Annotated in this window: 15 protein-coding genes; 2 read left to right on the plus strand and 13 right to left on the minus strand. The window is 30.5% G+C overall.

Annotated elements, in window-relative coordinates; genetic code table 11:
- The 13 genes from K5V21_RS03900 to K5V21_RS03960 all read right to left on the minus strand — a co-directional run bounded on the left by K5V21_RS03900 (position 1) and on the right by K5V21_RS03960 (position 13,265).
- Positions 1–639, minus strand: a complete 639-nt coding sequence (locus tag K5V21_RS03900; RefSeq protein ID WP_221859368.1) for a phosphate propanoyltransferase — start codon at positions 637–639, stop codon at positions 1–3.
- Positions 640–677: 38 nt separating this feature from the next.
- On the minus strand, positions 678–1,877 hold the full coding sequence (gene metK, locus K5V21_RS03905; protein ID WP_221859370.1) for a methionine adenosyltransferase: 1,200 nt from the start codon (positions 1,875–1,877) through the stop codon (positions 678–680).
- Positions 1,878–1,908: 31 nt separating this feature from the next.
- Positions 1,909–2,928, minus strand: coding sequence for a response regulator transcription factor (locus K5V21_RS03910; RefSeq protein ID WP_221859372.1), 1,020 nt, complete (start codon positions 2,926–2,928; stop codon positions 1,909–1,911).
- Positions 2,929–2,932: 4 nt separating this feature from the next.
- A complete protein-coding gene (locus K5V21_RS03915; protein ID WP_221859374.1) occupies positions 2,933–4,228 on the minus strand; it encodes a sensor histidine kinase in 1,296 nt (431 codons plus the stop codon).
- Positions 4,229–4,291: 63 nt separating this feature from the next.
- Positions 4,292–5,413 carry a 1-propanol dehydrogenase PduQ gene (locus K5V21_RS03920; RefSeq protein ID WP_245000638.1) on the minus strand — a complete coding sequence of 374 codons (1,122 nt, stop codon included), beginning with the start codon at positions 5,411–5,413 and terminating at the stop codon, positions 4,292–4,294.
- Positions 5,414–5,432: 19 nt separating this feature from the next.
- Positions 5,433–6,764 (minus strand): aldehyde dehydrogenase family protein, encoded by a 1,332-nt coding sequence (locus tag K5V21_RS03925; protein ID WP_221859378.1) that lies wholly within the window; start codon positions 6,762–6,764, stop codon positions 5,433–5,435.
- 41 nt (positions 6,765–6,805) lie between these two features.
- Positions 6,806–7,069: a EutN/CcmL family microcompartment protein gene (locus K5V21_RS03930; RefSeq protein WP_221859665.1), complete on the minus strand. Its 264-nt coding sequence runs from the start codon at positions 7,067–7,069 to the stop codon at positions 6,806–6,808.
- Positions 7,070–7,114: 45 nt separating this feature from the next.
- Positions 7,115–7,621, minus strand: coding sequence for a BMC domain-containing protein (locus K5V21_RS03935; RefSeq protein WP_221859380.1), 507 nt, complete (start codon positions 7,619–7,621; stop codon positions 7,115–7,117).
- A gap of 80 nt (positions 7,622–7,701) precedes the next feature.
- Entirely contained in the window at positions 7,702–8,457 is a 756-nt protein-coding gene (locus K5V21_RS03940) for a hypothetical protein (RefSeq protein WP_221859382.1), read from the minus strand.
- 132 nt (positions 8,458–8,589) lie between these two features.
- Entirely contained in the window at positions 8,590–8,868 is a 279-nt protein-coding gene (gene pduA / locus K5V21_RS03945; RefSeq protein ID WP_204595783.1) for a BMC domain-containing protein, read from the minus strand.
- A gap of 49 nt (positions 8,869–8,917) precedes the next feature.
- On the minus strand, positions 8,918–9,706 hold the full coding sequence (gene pduB / locus K5V21_RS03950) for a propanediol utilization microcompartment protein PduB (protein WP_221859385.1): 789 nt from the start codon (positions 9,704–9,706) through the stop codon (positions 8,918–8,920).
- 30 nt (positions 9,707–9,736) lie between these two features.
- A complete protein-coding gene (locus K5V21_RS03955) occupies positions 9,737–10,657 on the minus strand; it encodes a glycyl-radical enzyme activating protein (RefSeq protein WP_407927683.1) in 921 nt (306 codons plus the stop codon).
- 64 nt (positions 10,658–10,721) lie between these two features.
- A complete protein-coding gene (locus K5V21_RS03960) occupies positions 10,722–13,265 on the minus strand; it encodes a glycyl radical protein (protein WP_221859388.1) in 2,544 nt (847 codons plus the stop codon).
- A 603-nt stretch (positions 13,266–13,868) separates the two neighbouring features.
- On the opposite strand from K5V21_RS03960, the gene K5V21_RS03965 reads away from it, so the two are divergent.
- On the plus strand, positions 13,869–14,321 hold the full coding sequence (locus tag K5V21_RS03965; RefSeq protein ID WP_221859390.1) for a GlcG/HbpS family heme-binding protein: 453 nt from the start codon (positions 13,869–13,871) through the stop codon (positions 14,319–14,321).
- Positions 14,322–14,837: 516 nt separating this feature from the next.
- Positions 14,838–17,477, plus strand: coding sequence for a cation-translocating P-type ATPase (locus tag K5V21_RS03970; RefSeq protein ID WP_221859392.1), 2,640 nt, complete (start codon positions 14,838–14,840; stop codon positions 17,475–17,477).
- Positions 17,478–17,513: the final 36 nt, after the last annotated feature.

Below are 17,513 nucleotides of genomic sequence, written 5' to 3' on the forward strand. Positions count from 1 at the left end.
TTAAATTTTACGTAAGATTACAAAATCATTATTTTTTAAAGCACATGCATTAGCTTCGTCAATATCAATATGCATTTCAAGAGAAAACTTATCAGATATACGAACTAAGACATTCCCTAAAATACCTTCTCTTTCGCCTAAAGTTTCAACTTCAACTATTTCCTTATCTTTAACGCCTATTTTTTCAGCATATTCTGGTGGCATATGGATATGTCTTAAAGCCACAATTGTTCCCTGTTCAATTTTTACACTTCCATTAGGTCCTATTAATTCAACTCCTGGTGTATTTTCTAAATGTCCAGACTCTTTTATTGGAGCCTTAATACCTAAACGAAAGCTGTCTGTTAAAGAAATTTCAACCTGACTTCTTTCTCTAATAGGCCCAAGTATACGCACCTTTTTAAATTCACCTTTTTGACACCTTATAGTTACAGTTTCATTAGCAGCGAATTGTCCTGGTTGCTTTAAATCACTTTTTTTAGTTAAGACATATCCTTTTCCAAATAACACTTCTAAATCAGCTTGACTAACATGAACGTGCCTATTAGATACACCTATTGGTATCTTATATTTTTCTAAATCACTTAATTTATCCATAACTAATTTAGTAACTAATTTTATTGTTTCTTCCGTCTGCATTACTCTCACTCACCTTCTAGCTATATTAAAGAAAAATATTATTTAAAACTTTCACAAATATATTGCATAGCCTCATCTTTCAAAACCTTAACCTTATCTAATTCTTCCCACCTAAAGTTCTCATCTTCTCTTCCAAAGTGTCCATAGGATGCACTCTTTAAAAATTGAGGCTTTCTTAAATCAAGTTCTTCTAAAATATCAGCAACAGAAAATGAAAATATCTTCTTTACTATTTCAGATATATATTCCTCTTTAATATTTGCCGTTCCAAATGTATTAATATTTATAGCTTCTGGTTCTTCAGATCCAATAACATAACATAAAGCAACCTCAGCTCTCTTAGCCAATTTAGCAGCTACAATATTTTTGGCAACATATCTTGCCATATAAGCTCCAGAACGATCTACCTTAGTTGGGTCCTTACCTGAAAATGCTCCTCCCCCATGCTTAGCTACTCCCCCATAGGTATCAACCATTATTTTTCTTCCTGTTAGACCTGTATCTCCAGCTGGTCCCCCTATTACAAATCTTCCAGTTGGATTTATATGAATTTTTGTATCATAATTTATCCACTTATCATCAATAACAGTTCTGATAACATCATAGTCAATAACACTTTTGATATAGTCACACTCAATATTTGTCTCATGTTGTGCTGAAATAACTATGCTACTAATACTAATGGGGTTCCCATTCCTATCATATTTCATAGTAACCTGTGCTTTTCCATCAGGAAGTAACCAAAAAGCACCTCTTTTTTTTCTAATTTCTGATAACTTCATCGTTAATTTATTTGCTAAATCACATGTTAATGGCATATAATTCTCACTCTCATCACAGGCATATCCATACATTATACCTTGGTCTCCAGCACCAATTATCTCTTTAGCTCTTTTCTCATTTTCTTCTAATTTATCAACCCCTAATGCAATATCTGCAGATTGTTCATTTATATTAGTAAGTATTAAACACGTCTTATAATCAAACCCAATGGATTCCTTTGTATATCCAATATTCTTTACAATCTCTCTTGCTATATCTACAATATTAATCTTTGCTTTTGATCTAACTTCTCCAGCAACCATAATTGTATTTTTGGATACCATTGTTTCAATTGCTACCCTTGAATATTTGTCATATGCTAAATATGCATCTAAAATTCCATCTGATATTTGATCACAAATCTTATCTGGATGTCCTTCCGTAACAGATTCTGATGTAATAAAATATTCATTCATATTTTTAATCACCTACTTCTAATTAAAAACCTTATAACATTTTTTTATATTGATGAATTGTTATATTTTCATATCTTTTAAATACTTTACTAAAATATCCACTTTCGTTATATCCAAGCTTAAACGCAATATCTGTAACATTTAAATCCGTAAAGGAAAAATAATATTTTGCCATATATATTTTTCTCATATGTATATATTCCATAATACTTACATTAAATTGTCTCTTAAATATACGGCTTAAATATCCTTGACTTATTGTGCAATTTTTTATTACATCATTTAATCCGATTTCTTCCTCTATATTTTCTTCAATATAATCAAAAACTTTTTCTAGTAAATTGTATTTTTTTATACTTTGCTCTTTAAAAATATAGTTGACAACGTTAAATAACCACAATTCAAAAGCCTTTTTATTTGAAGTAAAGAAATTATTATTTGGAAATAACTTATTAATATCAATAGTTTCGTTTTTTAATATTTCTATTGGAGCAACTAATTTATTACCTAAATCATTAAAATACTCTTGAAAGTATACTTCATCTACATCTTCTTTCTCATAAATTTTATTTATAAATTTAGGTATGCTGTAATATGCTCTTTTGAAGTCTTTTTCATTTATTATTTTAAAAAACTCTTCTAGTTCAGCCTCTTCATTAATAAAACTACTTTTACCTAATTCCTTATTTTCAATTAAATAATCATCTAATAAATCTCTTATTTTTGAGAAAGAAATAGGTTTTGAAATATACGCTTTAACTTTAATTTTCAAAGCTTCTATTGCAAAATCAAAACTACTATATGATGACATTATATAGATTGTAGTTTTAGGATTGTATAAATAGATTTTTTTACTGGATTCAATTCCTGACTCACCAGATAGCATAATATCTATAAACACTATATCAATTTTGTTATTTTTACATAATTCTACTGCTTCTTCTCCTGATCCAACTGAAAAAGCAACTTCAAATCCATCTACTTTTGATATTATTAAGTTAAGAGCTTGTCTCATAAGCGGATCATCATCCACAACTAATATACGATACATCTATCTAAACATTCCTTTCGTCAAAATTTCTTGGATATCTAATTATGCTTGTTGTGCCTTTTTCATGAATGTTTTCAATAAAAACATCGTATTCTTTCCCAAATAGCTTTATAAGCTTTTCTCTTGCATTCCTAATACCAACCTTTATAGAATACCCCTCATAATTATCTTTAAATATTTTAAATTTCTTTGATATCTCTTTATCAGTAAGCCCTAGCCCATTATCACGGATAGAAATAACAACATCATCCTTTTCATAATGTGCATCTATTTCTATTTTCCAATCTATAGTATTTGTTGTTATACCATAAAAAATAGCATTCTCAACAAATGGTATAATAATATCACAAGGAACCTTTTGTATACTAATTATTTCTGAAATATCAATTGTATAATTTAACAATTCACCATATTTAATTTTTTGCATCTTTAAATAAGTATTTATTCTATCAAATTCCTCATTTAAGCTTTTACAACTTTTTTCACTGCTGAAATTCTGTTTTAGATATTCAGAGAAAAGTATAATCATATCATTAGTCCTTGGTGAATCTTCAATTATAGCTAAACTTGAAATTGAATTTAGTATATTAAGCAAAGAATATGGGTTGACCTTTGCCTTTAAATTAGAAATTTCAATATTTTTTAAATCATTCTCTAATTTTAGTTTCTTGTTATCATTATTAATTTCTTCTAATTCTTTTTTTAATGTATCATTTTTTATTATTTCATAAGCCCCTTTTTCACCCATTTGATTTATAATAAGTGAAATTAATTCAGCTACACTTACAAACTTTTCATATTTATATATAGGTATATTATCAAATAATTCTTTCATATAATTTTCTTTTTTATAGTCATTTGAATCAGTAATTAGATTCTCTAGTCTACTTATATCCTTTGGTGTATCTATACACCTTACTTGTCCACCAATAAATGCGCCTAAATAATGCCCCCTCACTATAATTGGTATAGCTATCTCTAATAATCCACAAGGACAAAGATATACACAATTTTTTTGTGTTACTGCTGCTTGAATGCCACCAAAAGCATCTGAGGCTTTACAATGACATGCAGTATCCATTCTATTTCTTCTTTCTAGACAAAATTTAGTAAACGATGTCATTTCAGTTATTGGCTCACCTTTAAAATCAACTGTAACAAACGCAAGTCCTGTAGCCTTTGCTATTTTTTCTTGAATGCCTTCTAATGTCTTCTTACCAAATAAACTAGTGATATTAAATTTATTTATTAAGTTATCATCAATTATTTTAATACCATTATTTCCATGGAACTTATTCATTTATTCCACTCCTTTATATACTATAGAATACATTTCTTAATGTATTTTACCATATAAAGCACTTTATTGGTATATTTTCCCTATTAAATCCTCTAGTTCAAGTGTATTAACCTTTCTTGGATTTGATTTAGTGCACCCATCCTTTAATGCATTTTGTGCCATTAATGATTTTACTTTATGAAACTCATCCTTACCTATATTTAATTCTTTTAAGCTCATTGGCATTTTCATAATTTTCATTATTGAATTAATGTATTCTTTTAATACTTTTACTGCAAATTCATCGCCTTTTATTTTATCAACCATTCCAGTTTTATATAAAAGCTTTGCATATTTTTTAAGAGTACTAACATCCTGGCTATTATAATCAATTACATTAGTTAAAAGTAATCCATTGGCTAAACCATGTGGAATCTTAAATCTGCCACCTAACTGATGCGCAAGGCTATGATTTATGCCTAATCCAGAAATATTAAATGCTATACCAGCTAAGTTAGAGGCTTCATGCATCTTACTTCTTGCTTCAATATCTTTCCCGTTGTTATAGCACTTAACTAATGATTCTATAACAAGTTCAACTGCTTTTTCTGCTAAAGCATCTGAATAAGAATTAGCTTTATTAGAAACATAAGCTTCCAATGCATGAGTTAAAACATCTATTCCTGTATTAGCAGTTATATCTGCTGGCACAGATAGAGTTAAATTAGAATCTAAAATTGCTTCATCTGGTAAAAGACTATCATCAAATATAGCATGTTTAATTTTAGTTTCTGTATCGGTTATGATAGTTGCATTTGTAACCTCTGAACCTGTTCCACTTGTTGTTGGAATTGCAATAAAATTAACTTTATCAATCATATTCTGCTCTCTTGCAAAGTAAAGAATACCTTTTGCAGTATCAATTGCCGATCCCCCACCATATGCTATAACAACACTTGGGTTAATTTTTTTAATAATAGCAACACCACTTCCTATGACTGTTAACGGTGGATCAGGAATAACTTTATCAAAAATAGAAACATTATTGCTACTATCTATAAACTTTAATATACCTTTAACTATTCCACTTCTAACAAGAAACCCATCACATATTATCCATATATTTTCATTTTTAAATTTCTCTAACCTACTTAATGAGTTTTCTCCAGAATAAATCTTTGTTTTTATATAAACTTCATGTAACAACTTTAACCTCCTTGTCGCACTAGCGAATTGAAAAACCACTTGTAAGTGAACAACGTCTTCTTCTAGTAAAGTGTCTTGCAGTAGTTGTTCCTTCTCCAGTTGCAGTAGCAATGGTAAAGCTAGTATCTCCTTCCCCATTTACACCAATTCCAACTAATGAAGCACCATTTTTAACAAATACTGATGTCTGCATCTCTTTTGCTGCAATATTTAGTCTTTCAATTGATTGAGAGTGAATTATTGCCGTATGCTTAAATCCTTGCTCTATTTCCAAAGCTGTCTCTAAGGATTTTTCAAAATTCTCTACTCTTATTAAAGGTATTAAAGGCATAAGCATCTCCAGTGTTGCAAAAGGATGTTGCTTTATTGTATCAACTACAATAAGCTTAATCTTCCTATCACATTGGATTCCAGCTGCTGATAAAATCTCATTTGTACTTTTTCCTTCAAGTGCTTTATTTATTGTCATATCATTTGTTACCGTTGCAACTGTAAGTCTTAACATTTCTTCATCACTACTTACATAATAAACATCATTTTTAATAAGCTCTTCTATTAGCCTATCTGCTATTGATGATACTGCAACTATGCTTTTCTCTGATATACACATAACATTATTATCAAAGGAAGCACCATTAACTATATCTCTTGCAGCTTTTTCAAGATTAGCTGTCTCATCAACAATTACAGTAGGATTTGCAGGTCCTGCGCCAATAACTTTTTTTCCTGAAATCATTGCACGTCTTAAAACGTTGATTCCTCCTGTTGTTACAATCATAGAAATATCAGGATGGCTCATAATTTCACTAGTAGAAGCCATTGAGCTTTCATTTAGTGTTACAACTAAATTATCAATACCACATATTTCTACTATTGACCTACTAATTATTTCAGTGACATATTTTGATACCTCTATTGCTCTTGGATGTGGACAATGAACAATTGCATTTCCTGCTGCTAACATACCAATTGTATTGCTAATTAATGTTGCACATGGATTAGTACATGGATGAATAGCACAAATAACACCATAAGAAGATAATTCATATAATGTCATTCCATTATCACCTGTTTTTACTTCAGTAATTAAATCCTCAATTCCTGGAGTTTTATTTATAGATAAAACAAGTTTTGTTATTTTATCATGTACATTTCCCATCCCAGTTTCTTCAACAACCATATTTGCAATTTCCTCAACATTTGCTAAAAGTCGTCTCTTTATAACTTCAATAACTTCTCTACGCTCATTTAAATTAAGTTTGGCATATTGATTATATGCACCTAATGCAGATAGAACTGCATCATTTACTGAAGGAAAAATACCGCTTTTTAACCTATAACCTTTGTTCATTCTCTCCTCCTTTCTTTATCTAGAAAAATACTAAGATATCATTAAACATCAATAGTATCTATAATTCCGATAATAGCCATATCTATAGCAACATTCTTTTTTCTCTCTTCAACCCTAACAGCTGATCCTTTACATAATAAAACGTAGTCACCTATACCTGCTCCAGTATAGTCTGCTGCAACCTCTTCATGTCCAATAAATTCATAGTTAGCATCTATTCGCCTTACAACCATTAATTTATATCCCACTAATGATTCATCTTTTCTTGTTGCTACAACATTACCAATAACCTTAGCCATATACATCTTAATCACAGTCCTTTCTTGCTTTAATAGCTTCTTTAGATGTATTTATTCCTTTTTAATTTCAGCTTTTTTGCTATTTTTTCTTGCTTTCTTCTCCTTCGGCTTAGAATTATCTATCTCCAAATTTTTATCAATAACCTTATTATCTATATCATTTTTAGTAACTTTTTTTATATTTTTTTCTTGTTTATGATTAGTTTCCTTTAAGTTTTCTAAAGGAATATTTTCAATATTTTTTTCCTTTTCACTTTCCTTAGTTAAATCATCTTTTTTCTCTTCACGAGGATAAAACGTTGACTCTACATCCTTGGAACATCTTGGAATAACCTTAACAGAAACAAGTGCATTATTTTCTATAGCAATTTGCTTTCCTGATTCAACTGCCGAATTTACTGCACCAACATCTCCGCATACTTTTATTGTCATATATCCAAGTCCTTTTGTATTTTCAATATCTAATATTTTAATATTGGCTGTTTTAGCCATTGTATCTGCCACCAAAATAGCAGTCGTCAATCCCTGCACTTCTATTAATCCTAATGATTCTCCCATCCCGTCACCTCACTTTGACTTTATAAAGTAAAATTTCAAAAAATCATAATACTTAATTAATATTAAAAGTAGTATATAAACTACATTTTTAATATAGAGATATTTAAACTACGTGCCCTATCTTTAGCTAATTCTGTTATAATATCTCCCTTATTTAAAATTATTTTTCTATCCTGTACATATTTTTCTATATCAATCTCCGTTATGACTTTTTTAGAAGTATGTTCTTTTTTTTCATTTACTTTATCTAATGGTTCATCAACACCTATAGATAAACTCTCTTTATTTATATCAACAATTTCATCAGATATTTCTATATTAAATTCTAACAATGTTCTGTAGTAACCTAATATCTTATTTACATAACTTGATGGCTCTTTCCCAGTCATTTTGACAAGACCTGATTTTAATAAAATAGTTCTTTCTCCTTTTTCCATATTTTTAAATATCCAGTTTGTCTCAAAAGTATCATCTATACATAATGCTACTTTAGCTACAAGACTTCTTGATATTGTAGGCAATACAGTTATATAATTTTCTAAATCATTAAAATCTACATCTTTCTCCTCAATTATGCCTTTGCATACCTTAAATTTTTTTAGATTGTTAATATGAAGATTATTGATTATACGAGATGGTATAACAGCATAAACATCATATTTATTTATTTTATTTAAGTTTTCAAAAAAGTCCCAATACTTACTGTTCCATTCTTCAGTAAAAATTACATAAAGCTTCTTCTTAGGAATAGATAAACTTTTCGTAGAGTTTTCTGACTGTATCAAATTTATAGCTTTAATTACTAATTCTCTAATTACCTTCTCATCTATCTCCACATTATCCCTCCTATTAAATTTTCAATGGGCTAGCACTCCATTAATTAGCAAACTTCAAACTAACAAATATATCTTATTAATTGTGATTTAAATTAACGTTGTACATCACCCATTGACTGCTTTTAATATCTTTTATACAAATTTAGGAAGAATCTTCTCTGTGTCTGTATGTGGACGTGGAATAACATGTATAGAAACAACATCTCCAACTTGTTTTGCTGAAGCGGCCCCTGCATCAGTTGCTGCCTTAACCGCACCAACATCACCTCTTACCATAACTGTAACAAGCCCTGAACCAATCTTCTCATATCCTATCAAGTTAACATTTGCTGCCTTAACCATAGCATCTGCTGCCTCTATTGCAGCAACTAACCCTTTAGTTTCAATCATTCCTAACGCTTCTGAATTCATATTAAAAACCTCCTAATTTCTTATAATATTTTCATTTATACTTAAAATTCTAAATATAAGGTGTAGTCGTTGACTTAGGCTCATCACCTAATGCCCCTAATAATTTTGTACCAACTTCAATAGCTGATTTTACCGCTTGTCTAACAGCACCTGAATCTCCGCTAAATGTTAAAATCACTTCATTTGAGTAACTAGTCCCACTTCCTGGAGAAGCATAACTAACCACATTAACATTTGCTGCTTTTACAGCACTATCTGCTAATACTGTTCCAATTGCAGCAGGACCTGCACAAACCATTCCAAAAGCTTTACCAAGTGGTGTTCCAAAAGCTTTTTCTAAGCAATAACTTGCTCTAGCTGTATATTGGAATTCTAAATGACCTGCATCATTCCCATAAACATCTCCAAAATATTTTTCAACACTTGAAAGTGCAATTTCAACTGCACGCCTAGCATCAGATACATCATCAGCACCTATATAAATTAAACTTCCATGACCAGCTCCACCTTTAGTATCTCTAGGTAATTCAACTGAGATAATTTCTGTATTTGTAGCTTTAACAGCATCATCAACAGCCATTATTTGTGGACCTGCACCAGTTCTAGCACCAATAATACCAATTGAACGATATTTGCCTAGTTTCATAATTTCTGTAAGCATTGGATCTACACTTGCAATAACTAGTCCTATTGTATCTCCTATTGCAGTACCTACAAATTCAGTAACTCCTATACTTTGTGTACAACTATCTTTACATTCACTTTTTTTATTTTGGCTTGAAATTCCTAATTCATTAGAAACTTGTCTCATTACTTTTTCAATTAATTCTTGATCCATTCTAAAACCTCCATTCTAATATCTAATTTTTTATCCACCAATAACACATTTGAGCCCTTGACCTTGAACTATATCCTTTAAAGTATCAATTTCATCTTCACTTAATGATTGAAATTCTTTCATAAGATAACTCTTTCCAAGGAGTTCATATTTATTTTCACCGTAAGTATGGTATGGTAATAAATGAATTGTATCTATTCCATTTAAAGTTTTGGCAAACTTACTTATCTCTAAAATACTTTCTAGGCCAGAATTAAATCTAGGGATTACTGGTACCCTAACAACCATTTTGGTTATTTCAGAAATTCTTTTTGCATTTTTAAGAATAATTCCATTTGATACTCCTGTCCCTTCCTTATGACTATCTGAATTTATATTCTTTATATCCATAAGCACTAAATCAACATAAGGAAATACCTTCTCAATAACTTCTGGTCTTGCATAACCTGTAGTTTCAATTGCTGTATGCCAGCCTTGTGCTTTGCAAGCCTTAAAAATTTCCTGTGCAAATACAGACTGCACTAAGGGCTCTCCTCCTGATAAAGTTATCCCGCCTCCAGATCTTCTGTAATTAATTGCATCTTTTTTAAGCTCTTTTATAACTTGTTCAACAGTCATTTTCTTGCCTTTTAAAGTTAATGCACTAGCTAGACATACATTTACACATTCCCCACAAGCTGTACAAAGTTCTCTATTAATAAATCCCTTATTATTAGGATTGATAGCTCCCCTTTTACATGCAGAAATACATTTTCCGCAATGAATACAATTACTTTCTTGATACATTATAGATGGCTTTAGTTCTTGAGATTCAGGATTACTACACCATCTGCATGATAGAGGACATCCTTTTAAAAAAACTATTGTACGAATTCCTGGTCCATCATGTATAGAATATCTTTGTATATCAAATACAAGTCCCTCCATACCATAATTAATAGTATCCATCATCCATAACTCCCTACCTTCATTTATAATTATTAATGTAGTATGATTCTCATAAGAATATTAAAAACTACATTGAATGTTCAGTACGATCTATAATATTATCTTGTACTTCTTTTGCAAGAACAACGAATTGAGCACTATAACCAGCAACACGAACAACAAGATCTTTATACTCTTGTGGGTTTTTTTGTGCATCTATTAAGGTTTGCTTATCTATTACATTGAATTGGACATGCATACCTTTATGATCAAAGTAACTTCTTACTACAGAAGCAAAATTTTGAAGTCCATTATCTCCTGCTACAGCAGATGGTAAGAATTTTTGATTATAAAGAGTTCCATTTGATGCTATAAAATGATCTAATTTAGCCACAGAATTTGCTGCAGCAGTCGGTCCATTAACATCTTTACCAGCTCTTGGTGAAACACCATCTGCAAGCGGTGTCTTAGCTAGTCTACCATCTGGTAGTGCTGAAACATCCTTACCAAATAAAACGTTTGCAGAAACTGGGTAAACACCGGCTTGGAATTGCCCTCCACGTGGATTAGTATACTTCTCTACTTCAAAACAATAAATTTGTGCACATTTACGAGCAACCATATCTACTTCATCAATATCATTACCAAAGGCTGGTGTGTTATCTAAAATCCTTCTTATGTTTTCAAAATCACCTGAAACTACTGTGCTATTAGCTGGTTTTAATTCAGATACAATCTTATTTTGAATATCTGCAAGATCAATAGATCCTGAATTAATTAATATTTTCTTCACAGCTTCATAAATTTGCATTTCACTAATTTCTGAACTACTTGTGTTATCACAAGATATATTATTACCTTCTATAGAATGTCCAAAATTCGCATCTAATGCTTCTTTTAATTGTTTCATAGAAATTGTATTATCTTCGAATACATGTTTTTGTATTGCATATACTGAATCTCCTGTATCAGCAACACCAAAGGCTTGAGGTCCTGTAAAGTTATAAATTGCTCCACCCTCTTGAACTGATTTGCCTCTTCCAATACAATCATCAACTAAAGCTGATAAGAATGGAAGTGGTGCTCTCTCTGCATGAGCATAATCAACACAGTTATCTGCCTCAACAAGATATTGTACAAAATACTCCATCTGCTTCTTGAATGCATCATATAATTCATCTATAGATTTAAAAGTTGTTACATCTCCTGTAACAGGTCCTAATTGAATTCCATTCACTTTACCATTATTTAATGTAATTTCTAACACCTTTGCTACATTAAAGAATGCTGCATCATGCCACCCTTCTGTTTTATGAGGACATTGAGGTTCAACACAACCAATAATGCAATAATTACGAGCATCTCTAAGTGTAAGACCTCTATTAATTAATGCTGGAATTATAACTTCATCATTATACATAGCTGGAACACCTAGCCCTAATCTTGCAAGCTCACATGCCCTTAATAAAAACTCATCTGGAGTTCCTTGCCATACACGAATTGAGAAAGAAGGTGCTGGTAGCTTAACATGTGCTGTTGCCTCCATACACATATATGAAACATCATTCGTAGCATCAATTCCCTCTTCATTTTGTCCTCCAACACAAAGATTTTGGAAAACAGCATATCCTGCAAAGGCTTGAGCTGATACCTCATCACGTGTTTTATTTATATCATTAAGTTTAATCCAAATACAATCTACTAACTCCTGAGCAAATTCTTTTGAAATTTTCTTATCATCTTTTAAGTAAGGATACATGTATTGGTCAAAACGTCCTGGAGATATTGAGTGTCCACTTGATTCAATTTGGACCATTATTTGAACAAACCAGAAAGCTTGACAAGCTTCATAAAAATTAGTAGCTCCACTTTCTGGAACTCTATCACAATTAGCCGCAATTTGTAATAACTCTTCTTTTCTTATATTATTAGTTTCAACCTCCGCCATAGCTCTTGCCTTATTTGCATATCTATGTGCAAAGTTAATTGCAGCTGTATATGAAATAATTACAGAATTATAAAATTGTTGTTTCTTTATATAGTCTGGATCTTTCTTGTCCATTTTGCTCATAGCTTCAACAACTTCTGCAATAACTCCCTTAAATCCTTTTTTTAATATCTTTCCATAATCTACGCAAACATGTCCCACTCCACCGTAGAAATAATTTCCTACTGTAAAGACTCCATTTGCTATGCAATCCTTCGCTTCTTTGGACATATAAGAATCAGCAAGTGAACTTGTAGTTTTGCCTTCCCAATATTTAAAAGCTTCTTCTAATTCTTTTGCTGTTTCCTTTGGAATTTGAAATGGATCTGCTATTCTTGTTCCCATAGTCTCAAATTCTTTAGCAACCCAATCATAAGAGAATTCAGGACAAATTTCAGTAGAACGAGGATTTTTAGTTATAGCTCCTACTATCAACTCATCTTCACGAATAGTTATAGGTAAATTATTAAATATTTTTTCTACAGCTTTAGCACGTCTTAGTATTGGAGATAAACCTTCTGTCTCTTTATATGATTCTGTTACAAGAACCGCTCTTTCTGATTCAACATATGGAGTTGCATCAACAATCATTCTTTTTAATCTTTTAACTCTTTCAGTTGGTTTTGAAAAACCTTTGGCTATCATTTTTATTCCCCCTTAAGAAATCGTTTAAATTTATTTGCTGTAGCTTTATTATAAATTAGCTATATAAATTTCTTATAATACTTTTCAAACTTAATTAAAGTAATATTAAAACCATATTGTGTTCCACAGTAAATGGATTTAAATAAAAAAAGATATAAAAGTAATATTAAAACTGCAATTACTTTTATATCTGAAAAACTACAACCTTAATACTCCTTTGAAAAATTCTATTTCTACAAAAATATTTTTTATATTAAGCTGTATCTTTTACAAAAGGTAAAATTAAGACCTTTAAGTTGCCATTTTAATATTTTCTTGTAAAATCCAAACTTTATATAAAATACATTATATAAATTAATTTTACTCACACTTCTACTCTCCCAATACTATATATACTTAGAATCCATCCTCATCACTCACATATTGCAATGTTTAATATTTAATTAATATCAACTTTAAAGAAATTAATATCCATCTCACTATAGTCTTAAATTTACATAATAGCTAATTATAATTTACAAGTATTAAATAATATAAACTAATACACTATTTCTATATTATAAATTAATTTTTATTATCATAAGTTTAATGAGGTGATTAAAAATGATAGATGATGATATGGCTCATAAAATTACAGAAAATATAATAGCATCTTTGAAACATGACACTATTACTTTAAATAAAGCTAAGGAAATTCTTAAGAAAGCTGAAGATAAAGCTAAAGAAATGAGTATCTCTGTTACTATTGCAATAGTTGATGAAGGTGGAAATCTTATTGCTCAACACAGAATGGACAACTCTTTACTGATAAGTATCCCCGCCGCCCTAAATAAAGCCTATACTGCTATTGCCCTAAAAATGGATACAGAAAAAGTTCATGAGCTAGTACTTCCTGGGGGGCCATTTTATGGTTTAGATAGTGTACATCCTGGCAAACTTTGTACTTTTGGTGGTGGAATACCAATAATGAATAATGATAAACTTATTGGCGCTATTGGTGTTAGTGGAGGTAACACAGATGAAGATATACTTATAGCTAAAACAGCTTTAAAATAATAAAAATATTTTAATTTAAAATATAGTCTGTGCTATCTTAATTGTGATAATTTATCATTTAATGAAGTTTGTGTAGGCTATTTTTATACGTTTATCTTCTGAATTAATCTTATATTAAAATATTTAATTAATTTCTTCATATCTATAATCAAACAAATCATCTAAATTTAAAATCACATATATTAATACAAAATTTTATAAATATACCATTATGTTTATAAATTCTATGTAAGATTTATGTTCACTCTATGTTAAATCTTAATATATTATATTATTATCTATTGACTTTCTAACTTCGTCGATATATCCTTGTATTAACAACTAAATAGCTTAAGAGGGAGTAGTTTTAAATATAACGTCAACATTCTCGGCATGATTTCATGTCTGGTGTTATATACCCTAGTGGTTACGAGACTTTTAATATAGATTATGATTTTTTTAAATTCGTAGTTTATATTAAGAGTCTTTTTTTATTAAAAAATTAAGATATTAAAGTATGAAAGGGGTCCTATTTAAATGAAAAACTTTTTTAACAAAACTACTGAAGATGTACTTCATAGCTTTGGAACCACCAAGGAAGGTCTTAAAGACACTGAAGTAGATCTATACAGAGAAAAGTATGGTGAAAATGTACTAAGCGAAAAGAAAAAAAAGAGCACTATACAAGTATTCTTTGAGCAATTTAAGGATTTATTAGTTATTATCCTTATTATTGCTGGTATCGTATCTATCGCTACTGGAAATGTTGAAAGTACAATTGTAATATTTGCAGTTATAATCTTAAATGCAATACTAGGTACTGTTCAACATGTTAAAGCTGAACAATCACTAAACAGTTTAAAAGCACTATCCGCACCTAATGCTAAGGTTCTTAGAAACGGTGTCAAAACTGAAGTTCCTTCAAAGGATATTGTTCCTGGAGATATATTAGTCCTTGAAGCTGGAGATTTAGTTGTAGCTGATGGTAGAATTATCGAAAATTACTCTCTTCAAGTTAATGAAAGCTCTTTAACTGGTGAATCTGAAAGTGTTACTAAAACTTCTGATGTTATAGCTAAAGATGAAATAGCATTAGGCGATCAAAAAAATATGGTATTTTCTAGTTCCCTTGTTACTTATGGACGTGCTTTAGTTATTGTTACTGCTACTGGTATGGATACTGAACTTGGTAAAATCGCTACACTTATGGAACAAACACAAGAAAAGAAAACTCCACTACAAATAAGTTTAGATGATTTTTCTAAAAAGCTTGCTATAGTAATTCTAGTAATTTGTGCTATTGTATTTGGTTTAAGTGTTTATAGAAATACCCCAATACTTGATTCATTAATGTTTGCTGTTGCCCTTGCTGTTGCTGCTATTCCTGAAGCTTTAAGCTCTATTGTTACAATTGTCCTTGCTATTGGAACTCAAAAAATGGCAAAAGAACATGCAATAATTAAATCCCTTAAAGCTGTTGAAGGTTTAGGTTCTGTATCAATAATCTGTTCAGATAAAACTGGTACACTTACTCAAAATAAAATGACAACTAAGCAAATATACGTTGATGGAAAACTTATAGCTTCTGAAAAGTTAGATTTAACTAATGAAGCTGAGCAGTACTTATTAAATAGTGCAGTTTTATGTAATGATTCAACTTCAATCGATGGACAAGAAATCGGTGATCCAACTGAAGTTGCTCTAGTAAATCTTGCTCATATTTATAATTTAAAAGAAGATGCCGTAAGAAACGAATTTGAAAGATTAAAAGAAATTCCTTTTGATTCAGATAGAAAGCTTATGAGTACAGTTCATCAGCTTGATGGCAAAAACATAATGTTCACAAAAGGTGCTTTTGATGTACTTTTAAACAGAGTTACTTCTATTAAAACTTCAAATGGCTTAAGACCAATAACTGAAGATGATAAACAAAAAATTATAGATACTAATATGGAACTTTCTCAAAATGGCTTAAGAGTTTTAGCTTTTGCTTATAAAGAACTTCCAGAAATTCGTGATTTAACTTTAGAAGATGAAAGTGAATATACTTTCCTTGGATTAGTTTCAATGATTGATCCTCCAAGAGTTGAATCAGCTGAAGCTGTTAGGGATTGTATAACTGCTGGAATCAAACCAATAATGATTACTGGTGACCATAAAATCACTGCTTCTGCTATTGCTAAACAAATAGGTATTCTTCAAGATGGAGATATGGCTGTTACTGGTTTAGAACTTGATAAGATGAGTGAAGAAGAACTTATGAGAAAGCTTGATCATATATCAGTTTACGCTAGAGTTTCACCTGAACATAAAATTAGAATAGTAAGTGCATGGCAAAACAAAGGTAAAATTGTTGCTATGACTGGTGATGGTGTTAATGATGCTCCTGCACTTAAACAAGCTGATATAGGTATAGCTATGGGAATCACTGGAACAGAGGTTTCAAAGGATGCTGCATCAATGATACTTACAGATGATAACTTTGCAACAATTGTTAAGGCTATTACTAATGGAAGAAATGTTTATGCAAACATAAAGAACTCAATTAAATTCTTACTTTCAGGTAATACTTCTGGTATACTTGCTGTACTTTATGCTTCAATAATGGCACTACCCGTACCATTTATGCCAGTACACTTATTGTTTATTAACCTTTTAACTGATAGTTTACCTGCTATAGCAATTGGTGTTGAAAACCCAACTAAGGATCTTCTAAAAGAAAAACCTAGAGATAGCAAAGAATCTATTTTAACTAAAGATTTTATTTTAGATATTGCTATCGAAGGTTTAATTATTGCAGTATTTACTATAGTTGCTTTCCATATTGGACTTGAAGCTGGTCCTGCTGTTGCTAGTACAATGGCATTCTCAACACTTTGTCTTGGAAGACTGTTCCATGGATTTAACTGTCGTGGTAAAGCTTCAATATTCAAACTTGGTTTGGGCTCTAACAAGTATTCAATATATGCATTTTTAACTGGTGCTATACTCCTAAACTTAGTTTTATTTGTACCACCATTACAAAAATTATTTGAGGTTGCTACTCTTTCATGGACTCAAGTTGGCTTAATTTATTTATTAGCTTTCTTACCAACAGTTATAATACAAGGTATTAAAGTATTTAAAGAAGCCTTCGTAAAAGATTCACAAGAAGAAGATAAAAAGGCTGCAATATAATAAATTTTATTAAAAGACCTCCCTAAACAGAGAGGT

This window comes from Clostridium sardiniense (assembly GCF_019753795.1).
Classification (GTDB): domain Bacteria; phylum Bacillota; class Clostridia; order Clostridiales; family Clostridiaceae; genus Clostridium; species Clostridium sardiniense.